Below are 17,132 nucleotides of genomic sequence, written 5' to 3'. Positions count from 1 at the left end.
CGCATACCTCAAAGCCGATGCAAGGGCAACGGCTGGCATGCAAGGCGATTTTATCGGCTTTTCCGATCGGGCTATTGGCCAGGCCAATTGTCACGGATCCAGCGCGTCAGGCTGGCCTCGCTGACCTCGCCGGCGGCGAGGGCGAGGATCATGGCAGTTGCCTGCGCAGGGTCGGGCGCGAACGCGATTTCGTTTCTGCGCAGAAACGTCATCATCGCCATGAACGCGATGCGCTTGTTGCCGTCGACGAAGGCGTGGTTCTTGGCGAGCCCGAATGCGTAGGCCGCGGCAAGCTCCGGCAGCGTCGCCTGCTCATAGCTCCATTTGTTGACTGGACGCTCCAACGCCGACCGCAGCATTCCTTCTTCGCGCAGTCCTGGCGCGCCGCCGAAGCGGCGCAACTGACGGGCGTGAATCGCGATCGCCTGCTCGTAGGTGATCCAAAGCGGCTCTTGCTGGTCGCTCATTTGGCGAGCGCGGCGAGGGTGTCGCGGTACTCATCCATAATGTCGTCGGCGATCTCCATCGTCCGCTCGAAATCCGGATCGTAGGGGAGCGCCTGGAATCCGCCCCCGGGCAGTTCCACGATATGCAACTGCTGGCCGCGCTTGAGATCGAGCCGCTGCATCAACTCGCGCGGCAGCAACAGGCCATCGGAATTGCCGATCTTCTTGATCTCGATCTTCATGGTGAGGTCCGGTAGCGAGAAAGGGGCGTGTTATACAGACGTATAACGCACCCCTTTCTGCCGTTCAACAAATGTTTAACAGCCCTACCCCATCGCCTCCAGCTCGTCGATCATGCCGGCGATGACCGACAGGCCGCCGTCCCAGAACCTGGGGTCCTTGGCGTCCAGCCCGAATGGGGCGAGCAGCTCCGAATAGTGCTTCGTTCCGCCGGCGGACAGCATCGCCAGATAGCGCTCGGCGAAGCCGTCGGCGGCGTGCTCATAGACGGCATAGAGCGAGTTCACGAGGCAGTCGCCGAACGCATAGGCGTAGACGTAGAACGGCGAATGGATGAAGTGCGGGATATACATCCAGAAGTTCTCGTAGCCCGGCTTGATCTCGATCGCCTCGCCGAGGCTCTCGGTCTGCACCGAGAGCCAGATCTGGCCGAGCCGCTCCGCGGTCAGTTCGCCATTCTTGCGCTCGGTATGAACCGCGCGCTCGAACGAATAGAACGCGATCTGCCGCACCACCGTGTTGATCATATCCTCGACCTTGCCGGCGAGCAGCGCCTGGCGCTGCTTGGCATCCTTGGTCTCCGACAATAGCCGCTTGAAGGTCAGCATCTCGCCGAACACGCTCGCGGTCTCGGCGAGCGTCAGCGGCGTCGGCGCCATCAGCGCGCCGTTCTTGGCCGCCAGCACCTGGTGCACGCCATGGCCGAGCTCATGCGCGAGCGTCATCACGTCGCGCGGCTTGCCCTGGTAGTTCATCAGCACATAGGGATGCGCCGAGGGCGTGGTCGGATGCGAGAACGCGCCCGGCGCCTTGCCCGGGCGCACCGGCGCATCGATCCAGCTGTGATCGAAGAAGCGCTGGGCGATGTCGGCCATCTCCGGCGAGAAGCCGCGATAGGCCGTCAGCACCATGCTCTTCGCCTCCGGCCACGCGATGGTGGCATTGGCGGCGAACGGCAGCGGCGCGTTGCGGTCCCAATGCGCGAGCTTCTTCTTTTTGAACCAGCGCGCCTTGAGCTGGTAGTAGCGATGCGACAGTTTTGGATAGGCCGCGCGCACCGAGGCCACCAGCGCATCGACCACCTCGCGCTCGACGCGATTGTTGAGATGGCGCGAATCCGCCACATCCTGGAAACCGCGCCAGCGGTCGGAGATGTCCTTGTCCTTGGCGAGCGTGTTGGTGATCAGCGCGAAGGTTCGCTCATTGGCCTTGAAGGTCTTGGCCAGCGCCTCGGCGGCGGCCTTGCGCTTGGCGCCGTCACGGTCCTGCAGGAAGTTCAAGGTCGGCTCGATCGCGAGCTCCTTGGCCCCGACCTGAAACCGCAGACCGGCGATGGTCTGGTCGAACAGCCGGTTCCAGGCCGAATAGCCGGTCTGCGACTTCTCGTGGAACAATTGCTCGACGCGATCCTCGAGCTGATACGGCTTGTCCTTGCGCAGATCCTCGATCCACGGCCGGTAGTGACCGAGCGCGGGCGTCTCCATCGCGCGCGTGATCACGGCGTCGTCGATGCGGTTGAGCTCGAGCGGAAAGAACAGCAGATGCGTCGACGCGGCCGTCAGCCGCTCCGAGATGTCGCCGTAGAATTTGGAGATCGCCGGATCGACGCTGTCGCCGGCATGCGCGAGACCCGCGAACGAGCCGAGCCGTCCGGCAAGATCGTCAATCGCCTCGTAGCGCCGCACGGCTTCTGCGAGCCATTCGCCGCCATCCTCGCGCGCCACGTGCTCGGCGAGCTTGCCCTTGTAGTCGGTCTCAAACGCGACGCATTCGGCATCCATCTTCGCGAGATCGTGAGCGATCTCAGGCGCGTCGATGCCCATATAGAGATCGCCGAGATTCCATTCGGGCAGCGTTCCGATTCCGGTCTTGGCCGCGACCACCTTCTTCGCCGGCTTTGCAGATGATTTGGCCGTCGCGCCACGCTTGGCCTTGGCGGCCGCCGGCTTCGACGGCGTCTTGACGACGGACGTCTTGGCCGGTTTGGCCTTGGCAGTCTTTGACGCGGTTTTGGGCGGAGGAGCAGCTTTGGTCGGCTTGCGAAGGGCAGAAGAGGCGCGCGAGGTCATCGGATGGGTAACCTGTTGTTCGAACGTTTATCCCGATCAGCGAGGTTTAAGGTTGCGTTAATCGGCGTCGGCGAGAGTGCCCCGATTCGAGACAGATAGTCGTAGCGTGCAAGGAAAGCCATGGCTGCCAGCATTTTGATTGCCGATGATGATCCGGTCCAGCGCCGGCTGGTGGAGAACATGGTGCAGAAATGCGGCTACGAGGCGGTCGTCGTCGAGACCGGCGACGCCGTCATCGAGAAGCTGACCAATCCCGACGCCGGCCCCATCGACGCCATCGTGCTCGACCTTGTGATGCCCGGCCTCGACGGCATGGGCGTGCTCTCGAAGATGCGCGAGATCGGGATTTCGATACCTGTCATCGTGCAGACCGCGCATGGCGGCATCGACAACGTGGTCTCCGCGATGCGCGCCGGCGCGCAGGATTTCGTCGTCAAGCCGGTCGGCATCGAGCGGCTCCAGGTCTCCTTGCGCAATGCGCTCAATACCTCGGCCCTGAAGGGCGAATTGCAGCGCATCCGGCACAGCCGCGAAGGTCGCCTGACCTTCGCCGACATCATCACCCGCGCCGAGGCGATGGCGCCGATCCTGCGCATCGCGGAGAAGGCCGCGGCCTCGTCGATTCCCGTGCTGATCGAAGGCGAATCGGGCGTCGGCAAGGAGCTGTTCGCCCGCGCCATCCACGGCACCAGCGAGCGCAAGACGAAGCCGTTCGTCGCCGTCAATTGCGGCGCGATTCCGGACAATCTGGTGGAATCGATCCTGTTCGGTCACGAGAAGGGCGCATTCACCGGCGCGACCGAGCGTCACATGGGCAAGTTCGTCGAAGCCCATGGCGGCACGCTGTTCCTCGACGAGGTCTCGGAGCTGCCGCTCACCGCCCAGGTCAAGCTGCTGCGCGCCCTCCAGGAGGGCGCCGTCGAGGCCGTCGGCGGCCGCAAGCCGGTCAAGGTCGACGTGCGCATCATCTCGGCGACCAATCGCAGGCTGCTCGACCGCGTCAAGGAAGGACATTTTCGCGAGGATCTGTTCTACCGGCTGCATGTGCTGCCGCTGACCATTCCGCCGCTGCGGACCCGCCGCGAGGACATCCCGCATCTGTTGCGGCATTTCCTCGCGCGGTTTGCGGCCGAGGAGAACCGCGCCATTTCGGGCATCACCGGCGAGGCCGTCGCCTATCTGACCAAGCTCGACTGGCCCGGTAACATCCGCCAGTTGGAAAACGCGGTCTACCGCGCCGTCGTCATGGGCGAGAGCGACCAGCTCGGCGTGGCCGATTTTCCGCTGATTCCCACCCACGCGCCGCCGGTGGAGCCTGCGCCGGCCCTCACCGTTGAGCGGCCTGTTCCTCCCCTGCCTGCGATGGTGCCGGGTAGTGAAGTACCCATTGCCCCTCTGCCCTCGCATGGGTTCCTGCCGCTGCTCACCGCGAGCGGCGAGGTGCGGCCGCTCGAGGAGATGGAGCATGAGATCATCCGCTTCGCCATCGCCCATTACCGCGGCCAGATGTCGGAGGTGGCGCGCCGCCTCAAAATCGGACGCTCAACGCTCTACCGCAAACTCGACGAAGCCAATGGCGAGACGCCCGCAACGGAAAGCCCGCCGCTCGGCTGAGCCGCGCGGATGCTCACCATGGTCGCGCTCGGCTGTCGTCCGAAAAAGGCCGCAAGTCTTGGCAACAATGGAACATCTGAACCGTTGCCTTGCGGTGACAGACAAAGGAAATAACGCGTGGCACAAACGCACGATCGGTTTGGCCGGGGTTTCCCAAGAGTCAGTTTGTCGTGAGTTGTCCCGTGTGGCGCTGGCCGCAGAAGTGGGGCTTGAGTATCGTTTGGGCGTGAATCATTGCGTGCAGACGTGAGCCATCCTCACCGGCGGTACCTACGCCGAAGCTGGCGGATCGACCTTGTTACACCTGTTCCAGCCGGGACAGATCATCCGAGGGATTGACGATGCGAGATTGTGTGACCACCCGTGGCGGATATGACCGCGTGCTCATGGCTGTCGCGGCGACCTTCCTCGCGGTGTCCTCGACCTCTGCTTTCGCCCAGAGCGATCCGCCCCGCAACAGCGCGGCCGAGCTGGCCATCGATGCGGCGATCCCGTTCCCCGAGCCGGCCAATGTGCCGCCGCCGACCGCCAGTGACTTCAAACTCGACACAACCAAATCCGACACCACCGCAACCGTGTCGCCCGAGCAGGTCAAGGCGCCCGAGACCACGGTCAAGCCGGTCGACTCTGCGGCGGCGCCTGCGGCCGATCCCACCAAGACCGTCGCCACGCCGCCCGCAGCGGCTCCTGCCACCGCGACAGCCCCGGAGCCGGTCAAGGCCGCCAGCACCGTTCCCGCCGCCGACCAGCCCGTTGCCGACCGTCTGCGCGACCTGATGGCGACCAAGGCGACGAAGTATTTCGACCGCAAGGCCGAGCGCGCCGCCGTCGAGAAGTTCTACACCGGCCGCGACTATGCGCCGGTCTGGACCCAGGGCGGCAGCCTGACCGCCGCCGCGAAGGGCGTCATCGCCCGTCTCAAGGATGCAGCAGCCGACGGCCTCAATCCCGGCGACTATCCGGTGCCGGACTTCGCAGCCGCAGCCTCCGCACCGGATGCACTTGCGGAGGCCGATCTCAGACTCACCGAGAGCATGATGGACTACGCGCGCCAGGCGCAGAGCGGCCGCATGCACTGGTCGCAGGTCTCGGCGGACATCCAGTATCCCGACCATCCGGTCGACGCCAACGAGGTGCTTGCCAACGTCACCGGCGCCAAGGACGCCTCGGCGGCGCTGGAGAGCTACAACCCGCCGCACAAGCTCTACAAGCTCTTGAAGGCCAAGCTCGCCGAGCTGCGCGGCGTCACCGACGGCGCGCCCGTGATCATCGACGAAGGCCAGCCGCTGAAATACACGCCTGCCCGCGGCAAGAATGCGCCGGAGGCCGAGGCGCAGATGTCTGACCCGCGCGTGCCGAAGCTGCGCGCCAAGCTCGGTCTCACCGAGAATGCCGACGACATCCGCTACGACGCCAAGGTCGCCGCCGCCGTCCGCAAGTTCCAGGAGAGCGTCGACCTCAAGCCGACCGGGGTGCTCGACGACCGCACCGTGAAGGCGCTGAACACGCCCAAGCGCGACAAGCAGATCGATACGGTCCTCGTCAACATGGAGCGCTGGCGCTGGCTGCCGCGCGACCTCGGCGCCCCCGGCATCGGCGACGCCTATGTGATCCTCAACATCCCCGACTACACGCTGAAGGTGATGCAGCACGGCGCGCAGGTGTGGAGCACCCGCGTGGTGACCGGCAAGCCCGGACAGCATGCGACGCCGCTGCTCAGCGAGACGATGAAGTTCATCACGGTCAATCCGACCTGGAACGTGCCGCCGTCGATCATCTACAACGAGTATCTGCCGGCCCTGCAGCAGGATCCGACGGTGCTCGACCGCATGGGGCTCCGGCTGGAGCGCGCGCGCGACGGCTCGATCCACATCTCGCAGCCGCCGGGCGAGGCCAACGCGCTCGGCCGCATCCGCTTCAACTTCCCGAACAAGTTCCTGGTCTATCAGCACGACACGCCGGACAAGAACCTGTTCGCCCGTGACGAGCGCGCCTTCAGCCATGGCTGCATGCGCGTACAGTATCCGGATCAGTACGCGTCGGTCCTGCTCAACATCACCATGCCCGGCGAGCGCTACACGCCCGAGCGCATCCGCAGCATGTACGGCCGGAGCGAGATCGACCTGAAATTTCCGACGCCGATCCCGGTCAACATCACCTACCAGACCGCCTTCGTCGACGATGCCGGCAAGCTGCAATTCCGCAAGGACATCTATGGCCGCGACGCCACCATGATCGCGATCCTGAAGAACAGCCGCGGCAAGGATCTCGAGAACGTCGTCGCCCATGCCCAGCCGAGCTACGCGCGTCCGAAGGGGCCGCTGCCGAACTCGGTCAGCCTCAGCGACAACAGCTTCTCCTCCGGCCCGAACTTCTTCGAGCGGCTGTTTGGCGGCGGCGGCGCGCCGACGCCGCCGGCGCCGGTCGGCCGCCCTGCCCGGCGGGTCTTCACCCGCTGATCAGGCCGCCGATCACGGTCAAATTCCATTTTGAGATCAAAGGCCTCGCCGATCGGCGGGGCCTTTGCTTTAGGTTAACCACAATGATCAACCAAGATTCGATGGCTCTTTTTCGCCACACTCAAGAGTATATGTTAAGGGTAATTGGGGGGCGGGTCGGTGAGTATCCCTTAACCATCCCGCCTTAGGTAAGCGTTTCCTCTCTCTTCCGCCGGACGGGCCGCAAGAGGGTATTCGAGTAAACGCTCGTCGACGGGGTGGGCTGCATCTTGCTGTCTGTTTTCGCGCGCCAATCTGTTTCGCTCACGAGAGCGGGCTGGAAGGCTGGATGCCAATACGGACTGGCGGCACTGCTCCTGGTGCTGGGCGCCGGCTCGGTGCATGACGCCGCTGCACTGAACGAGACCAAGACTCTCTCCTTCCACCATACCCATTCCGGCGAAGATCTCACGGTCACCTTCAAGCGCGAAGGCCGCTACGACGAAGACGCGCTGAAGAAGCTCAACCATTTCCTGCGCGACTGGCGTACCCAGGACGAGACGGTCATGGACCGCCGCCTGTTCGACATCCTCTGGGAAGTCTATCGCGACGTCGACGCCAAGCAGCCGATCCAGATCATCTCGTCGTACCGGTCGCCCGCCACCAACTCGATGCTGCGCCGGCGCTCGGCGCATTCCGGGGTGGCCCGCCACAGCCAGCACATGCTCGGCCATGCGATGGACTTCTACATCCCTGGCGTGCCGCTGGAGCAGATCCGCTTTGCCGGCCTGCGCCTGCAGCGCGGCGGCGTCGGCTTCTACCCGACCTCCGGCTCGCCCTTCGTCCATCTCGACACCGGCAACATCCGCCACTGGCCGCGCATGACCGCCGAGCAGCTCGCCCGCGTGTTCCCCGACGGCAAGACCGTTCACGTGCCGAGCAACGGCGTTCCGCTCAAGGGCTATGAGCTGGCCAAGGCCGAGATCGAGAAGCGCGGCAATGGCGATGACACGTCGTCCAGCCCCAACCTGTTTGCACGGCTGTTCCGCGGTCGTCCGAGCGAGGATGACGAGGAGTCGGGCGAGAGCGAGAGCAAGGCCGACGCCAAGCCGGTTCAAACCGCGGCACTCGCCGCCAAGCCGGCTGACAAGAACTCCGACAAGGACAGCCGGACCGCCGAGCGATCGGTGGACAGCAAAGCCGCCACCGCGCGTGGCAAGATCGTCAACGCCCTGCAGTTGGCCTCCGCGGATGCGCAATCTGCAGCTCAGCCCGTGGCGACCAAGCCGGAGACGAAGTCCGAAACGACGGGCGCCGTCGGCAGCAGATCCAGGGACGGCGCGCCGCAGAGCGTCGCCGACATCATCAATTCGCGCGGCTTCTGGGGTGACAATCCCGGCACGCCGAAGCAGGCCACCCCCGAGCAGGTTGCCGCGATCACGGCGCGCCGTGCGCTGTCGTCGATCGATCAGCAGCAGACCGCGAGCCTGATGCAGGCCATGGCCTTCGCGCCCCCGGCCTCCTCTCCGCTCGATCGCGCCAATGCCGCCTCCACGACCGTCATCCCGGTGCGAAATGCCCGCCCGGCGACCCGCAGCGTCGCGCCGGTGCCGGAGGCCGCGAAGAATGGGCAAGGTCAGGACGGCGCCATCACGATGGCGACGCGGATCTCGGCGGCCAAGGGTCCCGATTCGACCTGGATGCGGGCCATCATGCTGACGCCGAGCGCTTCATCCTCGATGTCCGTGACGAAAATGGGCGACGTGGACCTCACCGTGATGCGCAGCTATTTCGTCAAGCCGCAGGTCGCGCTGGCGATGAGCTTCGCCGCCGAGCCGACGCCGGGACTGAGCTACGACCAGTTCACGGGGCCGGCGATCATCAAGCTCGAAACCAAATCCTTCGCCATGCGCGCGGCAGCCTTGCGCTGACGCCGCGGCGGCCTGCTAGTCGTTCTCCTCAGCATCGGCGGGTTTGGAGTGCGGCGTCGATCGCCGCAACATGCGCATGCCGCCGGCAAGCCGAGCCGGATCGGGAGAAAGCGAATGCCCCGTCAGGGGCAGCGGAGATCTCCTGCAGGTGAGCGAGGCCTGCTGCTCAGATCATTCCGAGCGCCTGCATATAGGTCTCGAGGATGCTTTCCTCTTCCTGGCGCTCGTTCGGGTCCTGCTTGCGCAGCCGGATGATCGTGCGCAGCGCCTTGACGTCGAAGCCATTGCCCTTGCTCTCGGCGTAGACGTCCTTGATGTCTTCGGAGATCGCCTTCTTCTCCTCCTCGAGACGCTCGATCCGCTCGATGATCGACTTGAGCTGGTCTACGGCAAAGCGGGTCGCGGGCGAGTCGTCGTCCTTCGCGGCGGCGGAGGTGGCCATCTGATACTCCTGAGTGGAACTCTGTGTCCAAGGAAGGCGCCAAAGGGCGCTACGTGTTCGCCGCGACCCTCAAATCTGGCGTGCCCTGCGTCAAGGCGGCATCGACCTCATCCACAGAGCGCCCACACCTTGTTGGCCTGCGCAGCGTCAAGCCTGCGCAAGCAGCTCGCGCCACTTGTGTTTCGTCGCCATCCCGCGCAGCACCCGATTCGCACATTGCCGCGCCGGACAGTGCGGCTCCTGCGCGTCTGATCAGTGGCCCGGATGCGACTTCTTGAAGGCTTCGCGCTGCTCGGCGCTGGCCTCACGCTGGTGTTTCGCCTTCCATTCCTCGTAGGGCATGCCATAGACCGCCTCGCGGCTCTCGTCCCTGGTCATTGGCGCTCCCTCGGCGTCGGCGGCGTCCTTCAGCCAGTTGGAGAGACAGTTGCGGCAGAAGCCTGCCAGATTCATCAGATCGATGTTCTGAACGTCGGTTCTCGTCCGCAGATGCTCGACAAGCCGGCGAAAGGCGGCGGCTTCGAGCTCGGTCCGGGTGGTGCTGTCCATCGTCATCTCTTTGTTCCCTGTTCCGCGCCGTGACGGATGTCTGCTATATAATGAGGCTTCGTCGCGGATTTGGCCATATCGCAGCACCGTCAGGAGGAGCGAGGCGCTCGATCGCAGCGGCTTCGCACGAGATCGTCATGGCGTTGACAGCCGCAGCCAAGCCCAGCGACATCGTTCAACGGTTGATATAGCGTCGCGCAATGATCCCGAAAATCTCCTCTCTCCTGCATCGCAATCCCTTCCGCCCCGGTTACGGACTGCTTTCGCTGCTTGGGCTGGCCGCGCTCTGTCTGTGGTCCTCCCCTGCGGCCGCCGATTTTCGGCTCTGCAACAACACCTCAAGCCGGGTCGGGATCGCCCTCGGCTACAAGGACTCCGAAGGCTGGACCACCGAAGGCTGGTGGAACGTGTCGTCACGCAGCTGCGAGACGCTGCTCAAGGGCACGCTGGTGGCGCGCTATTATTACATCTATGCGCTGGACTATGACCGCGGCGGCGAATGGTCGGGACAGGCCTTCATGTGCTCGCGTGACAAGGAATTCACGATCAAGGGCACCGACAATTGCCTGGCCCGCGGCTTCGACCGCACCGGCTTCTTCGAAGTCGACACCGGCGACCAGCGCGCCTGGACGGTACAGCTCACCGAGGCCAACGAGCAGCCGGCGCAGCAGCGCGTGCCTGGAATTCCCGGCACGCTTGGACCCGGAGGCAACGTCCCCGGTCTGCCGAATGGGCCGCAGGGCACGCCGCCGGCGGCCGCGCCGGCCCTGCCGCCAGGGCAAGCACCCAAGCCATGAGGCGGCTGCGACGCATCAAGATCCTCGCCACGCTCGGTCCCGCCTCCTCGGACAGCGCGATGATTCGCAAGCTGTTCGAGGCCGGGGCGGACATTTTCCGGATCAACATGAGCCACACCCCGCACGACAAGTTGCGGGAGCTGGTGGCCACGATCCGCAGCGTCGAGGCGAGCTACGGCCGCCCGATCGGCATTCTGGTCGATCTCCAGGGCCCGAAGCTCAGGCTCGGCACCTTCGCCGAGGGCCCGGTTCAGCTCAACAATGGCCAGAGCTTCGTGCTCGATTCCGACAAGACGCCGGGCGATGCGACGCGGGTCCACCTGCCGCATCCGGAAATCCTGGCCGCCCTGCAGCCCGGACATGCGCTGCTGCTGGATGACGGCAAGGTGCGGCTGATCGCCGAGGAGACCTCGCCGACCCGCGCCGTCACCCGGGTCGTGATCGGCGGCAGGATGTCCGACCGCAAGGGCGTGAGCCTGCCGGACACCGACCTGCCGGTCTCGGCGATGACGCCGAAGGACCGCGCCGACCTCGATGCCGCCTTGAACATCGGCATCGACTGGATCGCGCTGTCCTTCGTGCAGCGCGCCGACGACGTGCTGGAAGCCAAGAAGATCATCCGCGGCCGCGCCGCGGTGATGTCCAAGATCGAGAAGCCGCAGGCGATCGACCGGCTCAACGACATCGTCGACGTCTCCGATGCCTTGATGGTGGCGCGCGGCGATCTCGGCGTCGAGCTGCCGCTGGAGCGTGTGCCCGGACTGCAGAAGCAGATGACGCGGCTGGCGCGCCGCGCCGGCAAGCCGGTGGTGGTGGCGACGCAGATGCTGGAATCGATGATCCAGTCGCCGGTGCCGACCCGCGCCGAGGTCTCCGACGTCGCCACCGCGGTCTATGAAGGCGCCGACGCCATCATGTTGTCGGCCGAGTCGGCCGCCGGCAAATATCCGGTCGAGGCGGTGTCGACCATGAACCGCATCGGCGAGGAGGTCGAGCGCGACGTGGTCTACCGCTCCGTGATCGCGGCGCAGCGGCCCGAGCCCGAATCGACCGCAGGCGACGCCATCGCCGAAGCCGCGCGGCAGATTGCGGAGAATCTCGATCTGCCCACCATCATCTGCTGGACCTCGTCAGGTTCCACCGCCATCCGCGTCGCGCGCGAGCGGCCGAAGCCGCCGGTGGTCGCGATCACCCCCAACCTGGCGACCGGGCGCCGCTTGTCGGTCGTGTGGGGCGTGCACTGCGTGGTGGCCGAGGACGCGCGCGACCAGGACGACATGGTCGAGCGCGCCGGCTCGATCGCCTTCCGCGACGGCTTCGTCCGCGCCGGGCAGCGCGTCATCATCGTCGCCGGCGTGCCGCTCGGCACACCCGGCACCACGAACATGGTGCGGATCGCCTATGTCGGGCCGTCGAGCGACGCCCATATCTGAGACGAGCCTATTGGGTCGTTTCGATCGATCCCAGTCCGGCCGTTGACGGCGCCTTGACCCGCGCAATCACCGGACACGCCTCGATCGCAATGCCGGCGGCGCCGGGAATGCGCTCACAGCCGCGCGATGAATCGATCTCAAGGTTGTAGTCCGCGAGCGCCGCGAGCCGCGGCGGGTTGTCCTCCGGGCTGTTGGAGAAATACAGCGCCCAGACGCCGCCCGGCAACGGATCGGCCAGGCCGTTGCGAACGCGGCGATCGAGCACGCCGCCGGGCACGATCGGCACGACGAGCTCCGACAACTGATAGACGCGCGAGCCCTGGGGCAGGAACGACGTGACGTAGCCGAGCGGCTTCTGCAGCAGCAGGAACGTCGCCGGACGCTGCAGGCTGGCCGCGAGCTGCGGCCGGTAGGGATCCGACCACGGCCGCCGCATCCAGTCGGTCGGCTGCGATGCCAGCGCGATGCCGAGCGCGGCCATCACCGCGACGGCCTGCGTCATCCGCCGCGGCGGTGACACGTCCAAGCCAGAGCCCGCCTGCCAGGACTCAATCAGGCGGATGAGCAGCAGGACGATCAGCGGCGCCGACAACAGCTCGAGCGGCATCAGATAGCGCTGGATCGAGAAGGCCAGCATCCACAGGACGTAGCTGAGCCAGAAGAAGATCAGGAGCCGCCGCTCGCGCAGCGGCAGCACCTCGCGCCGCTGCCACAGGCCGGTGACGATCAGCGCGACGAGCAGCACGATGACGACGGCGAAGCGCGGATCGCGAAACGGCCATTCCGACGAGGGATGCTTGCCGATCACCCAGTAGAACGGATAGGCGAGCGCATCGAGCAGGCTCTGCGGCATGAAGCGCGTATCGACGATCGAGGCGAGCGGCGCTTCGGGCGACCGGAAGATCGTGTTGTAGAACGGAAACAGCGGGCTGCCGTAGTCGCGCGTCATCTTCAGCGCCCACGGCCCCGCAGTCACGATCACGCCGGCCGCACTGCCCGCTCCGAACGCGGCGATCGCGCGCCACGGCCGCGCCACCAACAGCAGTGACACGCCGGCTCCGACCAGAAACGTCGCATTGGTGAGCTTCAATCCCGTGGCCGCGCCGATCAGCAGGCCAGCGGCGACGAAACGGCGGCCACGCTCATCGTGCTCCCCGAAGATCAGCGCGATGCCGGCAAGGATCGGAAGGGTCGTGAGAATGTCGGCGAAGCTGGTACCGACCTCGGACAGCGCCATCGGACTGAGGGCCGCGATGAGGATCGCCGCGCTGAGCGTGAACGCGTCCGCCAGGCGCCCGAGCAACACGCGCGCGACCCAGTAGACCAGCGCGAGATTGAGGCCGTGCAGCGCGCCCAGCGCGACGCCCCACCACGGCGCGTCGAGCCCGTGGCGGACGGCATAGGGCAACACATAGATCAGCGGATTGAGGAAGCTCTGAAAGCCGCCGGGCGCCACATCGACATCGAAGCGGCCATGCAGCAGCGCGAAACCGGCATAGTCGTGATAGTTCTGCCAGTCCCAGTTGATATCCTCGCCGGCCAGATACGCATAGACGGCGCCGGCGGCGGCCGATCCGGCGATGACGAGGCGCGTCGCCAGAGGGTTGCGTGCAATCGACATCGTCCGAGGAGGCACCTGGAGTGAGGCAACGGCGGCCTCTCGCGGCACGCCAGCCTCACCATCGCCGCGCCGGGTGAATCCTTGCTTAAGCGCGGACTACGCGCCGACCAGGCTCCTGACCGGCAGCACGGCCTGCACGACGAGACCGCGCGCACGCGCATCCATGACGCCGACCGCGCGCAGCGCCAGCAGGGTGACCGCCTGAACGGTGTCGCGCAGTTTGGCGGGGTCGTCGGGATTCTCCGTCGCCAGCGGCCCCACCAGCGCCTCATGCAGCGCGCCGAGCAGCGCGGTCGCGGCCAACTGGGTGTCCTGCGCCGGAAGGTGGCCGGCACGGACGGCCGCGTCGATCCGCGAGGCGATCTCGCCGACGATCTCGCGGCGGCTCGCGATCCGTGACGCCGTCACGTCGACGTCGACGGGCTCGGCCAGGATGCCCCAGGCGAGCTTGCGCTGCGACAGGACGTGCACTGCGACCGTGGATACCGCGGCAGCCAGGGCCGAGGATGGACCGGGCGCGGCGTCGGCGGCGCGCCGGACGGCGGCGAGCTCGTCACGCGAGACTTCCGCGATCAGCTCCGAGATCAGATCGGCCTTCGAGGGAAAGTAGCGATAGACGGTGCCGGCTGCGACATTGGCCCGGACCGCCACCGGGGCGATCTGGACGGCCGACATGCCGCCTTCGGCGGCGGTCTCACGTGCGGCAGCCAAAATCGCGCTGCGGCGGGCCGCCAGCCGCTTCACGACCTGATGGGTTCGCCGATAGACCATGGCGTTTCTCGTCCCGGACGCGCTCGTCCAGGGCACCCGGCGAACGCTGGTTCAGTGTTTTTGGAGGATCGACCTCACAAAAGGTAGTAAGAACTGAACACCTGTTCACGAAGGAAGACAAGGGAAATCATGACCCTACCCGGCCCCGATCAGCGAGTCAGGTGCTCGCGAGCGCCATGTCGGCGGGCGCCGGCTGCCGACGCCACCACGAGCCGGCGCGCGCCAGCACCAGGCCGGCCATGATCAGGTTAGCGGCGAGCCCGAGCGGAATCCCGGACAGCATGAACGTGATCTGAAGCGCCGCGATGCCGCCGAGCGCGGGCAGCTCGTAGCGGCGAAAGCCCTCGGCGAGGCCGATCCGCACCAGCCAGGCCACGGCGACGGCCTGAACCATCATGTCGTACATGAACAGATACGGCGTCGTCAGCAGCAGCCCGACGGCAAGCGCCGCCGCCTTCAGCGCGTAACGTACCGGGCTGCGCCACAGCGTCACCAGCACGACTGCGACGGTTGCGGTCAGGACCCATTGGAAGGTCCAGCCGAGCGCTTCCGAGCCGCCGAAATAGCGGACCAGCGAAAACAGGCTCTGCAGCTTCCACCAGGTCGCCTTGCCCTCGGTCAGGAACGCCTGCGAGAACATCGGCAGCCAATGGAAGAAGGCCTGCCAGCTCTCCAGTCCGAAGGCGAGCAATGACAGCAGCGCCAGCACAACGGCGGTGACGCTCGCCGACATGAACGCGGCCCAGCGCTGGGTGGCGATCAGCACGATCGGGAAGAGCAGGCCATATTGCGGCTTGTAGGTCAGCAGCCCGAGACAGATCCCCGCCAGCACCGGCCGCACCGGCAGCAGATAGAGCGTGCCGCCGACCAGCGCGGCGGTGAGGCATCCGTTCTGCCCGACCAGCGCGTTGGAGAACAGGGCCGGAAAGCCGGCTGCCAGCAGCAGGCCGAAGCCGCGGCCGACGATCGCGCGCATCGCGAGCGCATAGGGAACGAAGCTGGCATAGACCCAGCCGACGAAGGCGAGCGTGTAGGGAAACTGCGCCAGGAACGCCGCGACGAACAGGAACGGCGGCGGATAGTGCCAGGCAAAGTAGCCCGGGAAATCCTGCCGCAGCAGATCGAGCTCGACCTGGCGCTGCACGTCCCAGTCCCAGGCCAGCGCCGGATGTCCCTGCAGCGCGAGCTTGCCGGCCGCCCACACGTTGACGAAGTCGGTGGGAATGCCGAGACCCGCCTGGTCCCAGATCCAGGTGCCGGACCACAGTCCGGCCGGGAAGAACGAGGCGTTGATGCAGGCGAGCGCAAAGCAGACTGCGAACAGGCCAAGCGGAACGTCACGACGCTGCGATGGGATCGCGGCGGCATCAGGATTGTCAGCCATCTGGACCTCGCCCCCGCGCCTGCATGGGCGCTCCTCATCGAGACATAGGCGGGGACGCTTGAAGAAGGCTTAAGCGCGGACGACGGCAGCGCGGCTGCCGGCGCCGCACCGATTGTTTACTCGCGATCTGTATCGCAGGGGTCCGAATGCAACCGACGGCGGCAGGCCGGGGAGATCCCATGTTGGTTTATCGCGCTCTCATCGCGGTGCTCGTCTGCGCCATCTGGCCGACCGCAAGCCGTGCCCAGGACAAGGCTCCCGTCCGCGTCTCCTCCGACGTCAGCTACGAATATCTGGCCCGCTGGGACGTCGGCCGGCTGAACACCATCCTTGCCGCCGACACGCCGAAATTCGCGGGCGTTTCCGTGACCTACACCCCGGCCCGCAACGCCGTCAGGCTCTATCGCGTCACCTATGCGTCTGTCGTCCCCGAGCGCGGCAACAAGCCGATCACGGCGAGCGGCCTGCTCGCGGTGCCCGAGACCGGCGAGACCAGCCTGCCGATGGTGTCCTATCAGCACGGCACGGTGTACGGGAAGCAGGAGGTGCCGTCGTTTCCGGAGCAGTCGCCCGAGACCCAGCTGATGATCGCGCAGTTCGCAGGACAAGGTTATCTGCTGATCGGCGCCGACTATTTCGGAATGGGCATCTCGACCGAGCCAGAAGGCTACATGGTGAAGGCCAGCCATCAGCAGGCCACTTACGACATGCTGCGGGCAAGCCGCGCCGTGCTCGAACAGATGAAGTTGACGAGCGCCAGGCTCGACATCGCCGGCTGGTCGCAAGGCGGCTTCGTGACCATGGCCTTTCTCGAGAAGCTCGAAAGCGCCGGCGTGCCGGTGACGGCGGCGGCGACCGCGAGCGCTCCTGTCGACGTGTCCGTGGCGCTCAACGGCTTCCTCAGCTTCCCGCGCAAGAACGACGCCGCCTGGGTCAATTCGCTGTTCATCCTGTCGGCGTTCGCGTTCGAGAACTACTATGCGGTGCCGGGGCTGGCGCGCTCGGTGATCAGCGACAGCTACTACGATGTCGCGCGCAAGGCCTATGAGCGCGAGCCCTTCAACGTCGCCGACGTCCCGACCGATCTGCACAAGCTGCTCAAGCCCGACTATTTCGATGCGGAGTATTTCGCGGCGTCGGCCTACGGCCGCCTGGTCGCGCAGACGCAGGCCTATCGCTGGATCATCAGGACGCCGGTGCGCAACTATTACGGCGAGACCGACGAGGCGATCTCGACCGGTCTGGGCCGGCTGGCGATGACCTACCAGCAGGCGATCGGGGCCGGCAACAGCAAGGTCGAGGCGGTGTCGACGGGACCGACAAGCCATCGCGGCACGTTCGCCACCGCCGTCCCGCAGTGGAAGGCCTGGTTCGACAAGCCGTAAGGCGCGCGGCGC

General features: G+C 66.0%; 14 protein-coding genes. 6 read left to right on the top strand and 8 right to left on the bottom strand.

Annotation, left to right across the window (positions count from 1 at the left end; genetic code table 11):
* Nucleotides 1-71: 71 nt before the first annotated feature.
* The 3 genes from QW845_RS16375 to QW845_RS16365 form a co-directional block, all read right to left on the bottom strand.
* Nucleotides 72-467 (bottom strand): type II toxin-antitoxin system death-on-curing family toxin, encoded by a 396-nt coding sequence (locus QW845_RS16375; protein WP_315802604.1) that lies wholly within the window; start codon nucleotides 465-467, stop codon nucleotides 72-74.
* Nucleotides 464-688 carry an AbrB family transcriptional regulator gene (locus tag QW845_RS16370; protein ID WP_315802603.1) on the bottom strand — a complete coding sequence of 75 codons (225 nt, stop codon included), beginning with the start codon at nucleotides 686-688 and terminating at the stop codon, nucleotides 464-466. The genes QW845_RS16375 and QW845_RS16370 overlap by 4 nt, the downstream gene beginning before the upstream one ends.
* Before the next feature lie 84 nt (nucleotides 689-772).
* Complete coding sequence (locus QW845_RS16365) at nucleotides 773-2,755, bottom strand: M3 family oligoendopeptidase (protein WP_315802602.1); 1,983 nt, start codon at nucleotides 2,753-2,755, stop codon at nucleotides 773-775.
* A gap of 120 nt (nucleotides 2,756-2,875) precedes the next feature.
* Between QW845_RS16365 and QW845_RS16360 the strand changes: the two genes are divergently transcribed.
* The 3 genes from QW845_RS16360 (at nucleotide 2,876) to QW845_RS16350 (ending at nucleotide 8,738) form a co-directional block, all read left to right on the top strand.
* Nucleotides 2,876-4,369 carry a sigma-54 dependent transcriptional regulator gene (locus tag QW845_RS16360; protein ID WP_315802601.1) on the top strand — a complete coding sequence of 498 codons (1,494 nt, stop codon included), beginning with the start codon at nucleotides 2,876-2,878 and terminating at the stop codon, nucleotides 4,367-4,369.
* A gap of 386 nt (nucleotides 4,370-4,755) precedes the next feature.
* Nucleotides 4,756-6,828, top strand: a complete 2,073-nt coding sequence (locus QW845_RS16355) for a murein L,D-transpeptidase (RefSeq protein WP_315802858.1) — start codon at nucleotides 4,756-4,758, stop codon at nucleotides 6,826-6,828.
* Between the two features lie 269 nt (nucleotides 6,829-7,097).
* The gene (locus QW845_RS16350) at nucleotides 7,098-8,738 is read left to right on the top strand and encodes a DUF882 domain-containing protein (protein WP_315802600.1); all 1,641 of its coding nucleotides are present in this window, start codon (nucleotides 7,098-7,100) and stop codon (nucleotides 8,736-8,738) included.
* Between the two features lie 166 nt (nucleotides 8,739-8,904).
* Here the strand turns inward: QW845_RS16350 and QW845_RS16345 are convergent, their stop codons facing one another.
* Both QW845_RS16345 and QW845_RS16340 read right to left on the bottom strand, forming a co-directional pair.
* Nucleotides 8,905-9,180, bottom strand: coding sequence for a DUF2312 domain-containing protein (locus QW845_RS16345; RefSeq protein WP_008961835.1), 276 nt, complete (start codon nucleotides 9,178-9,180; stop codon nucleotides 8,905-8,907).
* Nucleotides 9,181-9,432: 252 nt separating this feature from the next.
* On the bottom strand, nucleotides 9,433-9,729 hold the full coding sequence (locus QW845_RS16340; protein ID WP_315802599.1) for a DUF1244 domain-containing protein: 297 nt from the start codon (nucleotides 9,727-9,729) through the stop codon (nucleotides 9,433-9,435).
* Nucleotides 9,730-9,929: 200 nt separating this feature from the next.
* Here QW845_RS16340 and QW845_RS16335 point away from each other — a divergent pair, with 200 nt between their 5' ends.
* On the top strand, nucleotides 9,930-10,526 hold the full coding sequence (locus tag QW845_RS16335; RefSeq protein ID WP_315802598.1) for a DUF1036 domain-containing protein: 597 nt from the start codon (nucleotides 9,930-9,932) through the stop codon (nucleotides 10,524-10,526).
* Nucleotides 10,523-11,959, top strand: coding sequence for a pyruvate kinase (pyk, locus tag QW845_RS16330; RefSeq protein ID WP_315802597.1), 1,437 nt, complete (start codon nucleotides 10,523-10,525; stop codon nucleotides 11,957-11,959). The genes QW845_RS16335 and pyk overlap by 4 nt, the downstream gene beginning before the upstream one ends.
* 7 nt (nucleotides 11,960-11,966) lie before the next feature.
* Here pyk and QW845_RS16325 read toward each other — a convergent pair whose 3' ends face one another.
* From QW845_RS16325 to QW845_RS16315, 3 genes are all read right to left on the bottom strand, one after another.
* Nucleotides 11,967-13,580 (bottom strand): glycosyltransferase family 87 protein, encoded by a 1,614-nt coding sequence (locus QW845_RS16325; protein WP_315802596.1) that lies wholly within the window; start codon nucleotides 13,578-13,580, stop codon nucleotides 11,967-11,969.
* A gap of 96 nt (nucleotides 13,581-13,676) precedes the next feature.
* Nucleotides 13,677-14,351 (bottom strand): helix-turn-helix domain-containing protein, encoded by a 675-nt coding sequence (locus QW845_RS16320; protein ID WP_315802595.1) that lies wholly within the window; start codon nucleotides 14,349-14,351, stop codon nucleotides 13,677-13,679.
* A 157-nt stretch (nucleotides 14,352-14,508) separates the two neighbouring features.
* The gene (locus QW845_RS16315) at nucleotides 14,509-15,735 is read right to left on the bottom strand and encodes a glycosyltransferase family 87 protein (RefSeq protein WP_315802594.1); all 1,227 of its coding nucleotides are present in this window, start codon (nucleotides 15,733-15,735) and stop codon (nucleotides 14,509-14,511) included.
* Between the two features lie 179 nt (nucleotides 15,736-15,914).
* Between QW845_RS16315 and QW845_RS16310 the strand changes: the two genes are divergently transcribed.
* Nucleotides 15,915-17,120 carry an alpha/beta hydrolase family protein gene (locus tag QW845_RS16310; RefSeq protein WP_315802593.1) on the top strand — a complete coding sequence of 402 codons (1,206 nt, stop codon included), beginning with the start codon at nucleotides 15,915-15,917 and terminating at the stop codon, nucleotides 17,118-17,120.
* Nucleotides 17,121-17,132: the final 12 nt, after the last annotated feature.

Origin of the sequence: Bradyrhizobium sp. SZCCHNS3002, from assembly GCF_032377435.1 — a bacterium.
Classification (GTDB): Bacteria; Pseudomonadota; Alphaproteobacteria; order Rhizobiales; family Xanthobacteraceae; genus Bradyrhizobium.
This window is presented reverse-complemented; position numbering and strand designations above follow the sequence as displayed.

Bases quoted from the DNA above. Each gene is read 5' to 3' on its own strand.
- QW845_RS16355 (WP_315802858.1), top strand. From the start codon at position 4,756: ATGGCTGTCGCGGCGACCTTCCTCGCGGTGTCCTCGACCTCTGCTTTC.
- QW845_RS16345 (WP_008961835.1), bottom strand. From the start codon at position 9,180: ATGGCCACCTCCGCCGCCGCGAAGGACGACGACTCGCCCGCGACCCGC.
- QW845_RS16315 (WP_315802594.1), bottom strand. From the start codon at position 15,735: ATGGCTGACAATCCTGATGCCGCCGCGATCCCATCGCAGCGTCGTGAC.
- QW845_RS16375 (WP_315802604.1), bottom strand. From the start codon at position 467: ATGAGCGACCAGCAAGAGCCGCTTTGGATCACCTACGAGCAGGCGATC.
- QW845_RS16320 (WP_315802595.1), bottom strand. From the start codon at position 14,351: ATGGTCTATCGGCGAACCCATCAGGTCGTGAAGCGGCTGGCGGCCCGC.
- pyk (WP_315802597.1), top strand. From the start codon at position 10,523: ATGAGGCGGCTGCGACGCATCAAGATCCTCGCCACGCTCGGTCCCGCC.
- QW845_RS16310 (WP_315802593.1), top strand. From the start codon at position 15,915: ATGTTGGTTTATCGCGCTCTCATCGCGGTGCTCGTCTGCGCCATCTGG.
- QW845_RS16325 (WP_315802596.1), bottom strand. From the start codon at position 13,580: ATGTCGATTGCACGCAACCCTCTGGCGACGCGCCTCGTCATCGCCGGA.
- QW845_RS16340 (WP_315802599.1), bottom strand. From the start codon at position 9,729: ATGGACAGCACCACCCGGACCGAGCTCGAAGCCGCCGCCTTTCGCCGG.
- QW845_RS16360 (WP_315802601.1), top strand. From the start codon at position 2,876: ATGGCTGCCAGCATTTTGATTGCCGATGATGATCCGGTCCAGCGCCGG.
- QW845_RS16370 (WP_315802603.1), bottom strand. From the start codon at position 688: ATGAAGATCGAGATCAAGAAGATCGGCAATTCCGATGGCCTGTTGCTG.
- QW845_RS16365 (WP_315802602.1), bottom strand. From the start codon at position 2,755: ATGACCTCGCGCGCCTCTTCTGCCCTTCGCAAGCCGACCAAAGCTGCT.
- QW845_RS16335 (WP_315802598.1), top strand. From the start codon at position 9,930: ATGATCCCGAAAATCTCCTCTCTCCTGCATCGCAATCCCTTCCGCCCC.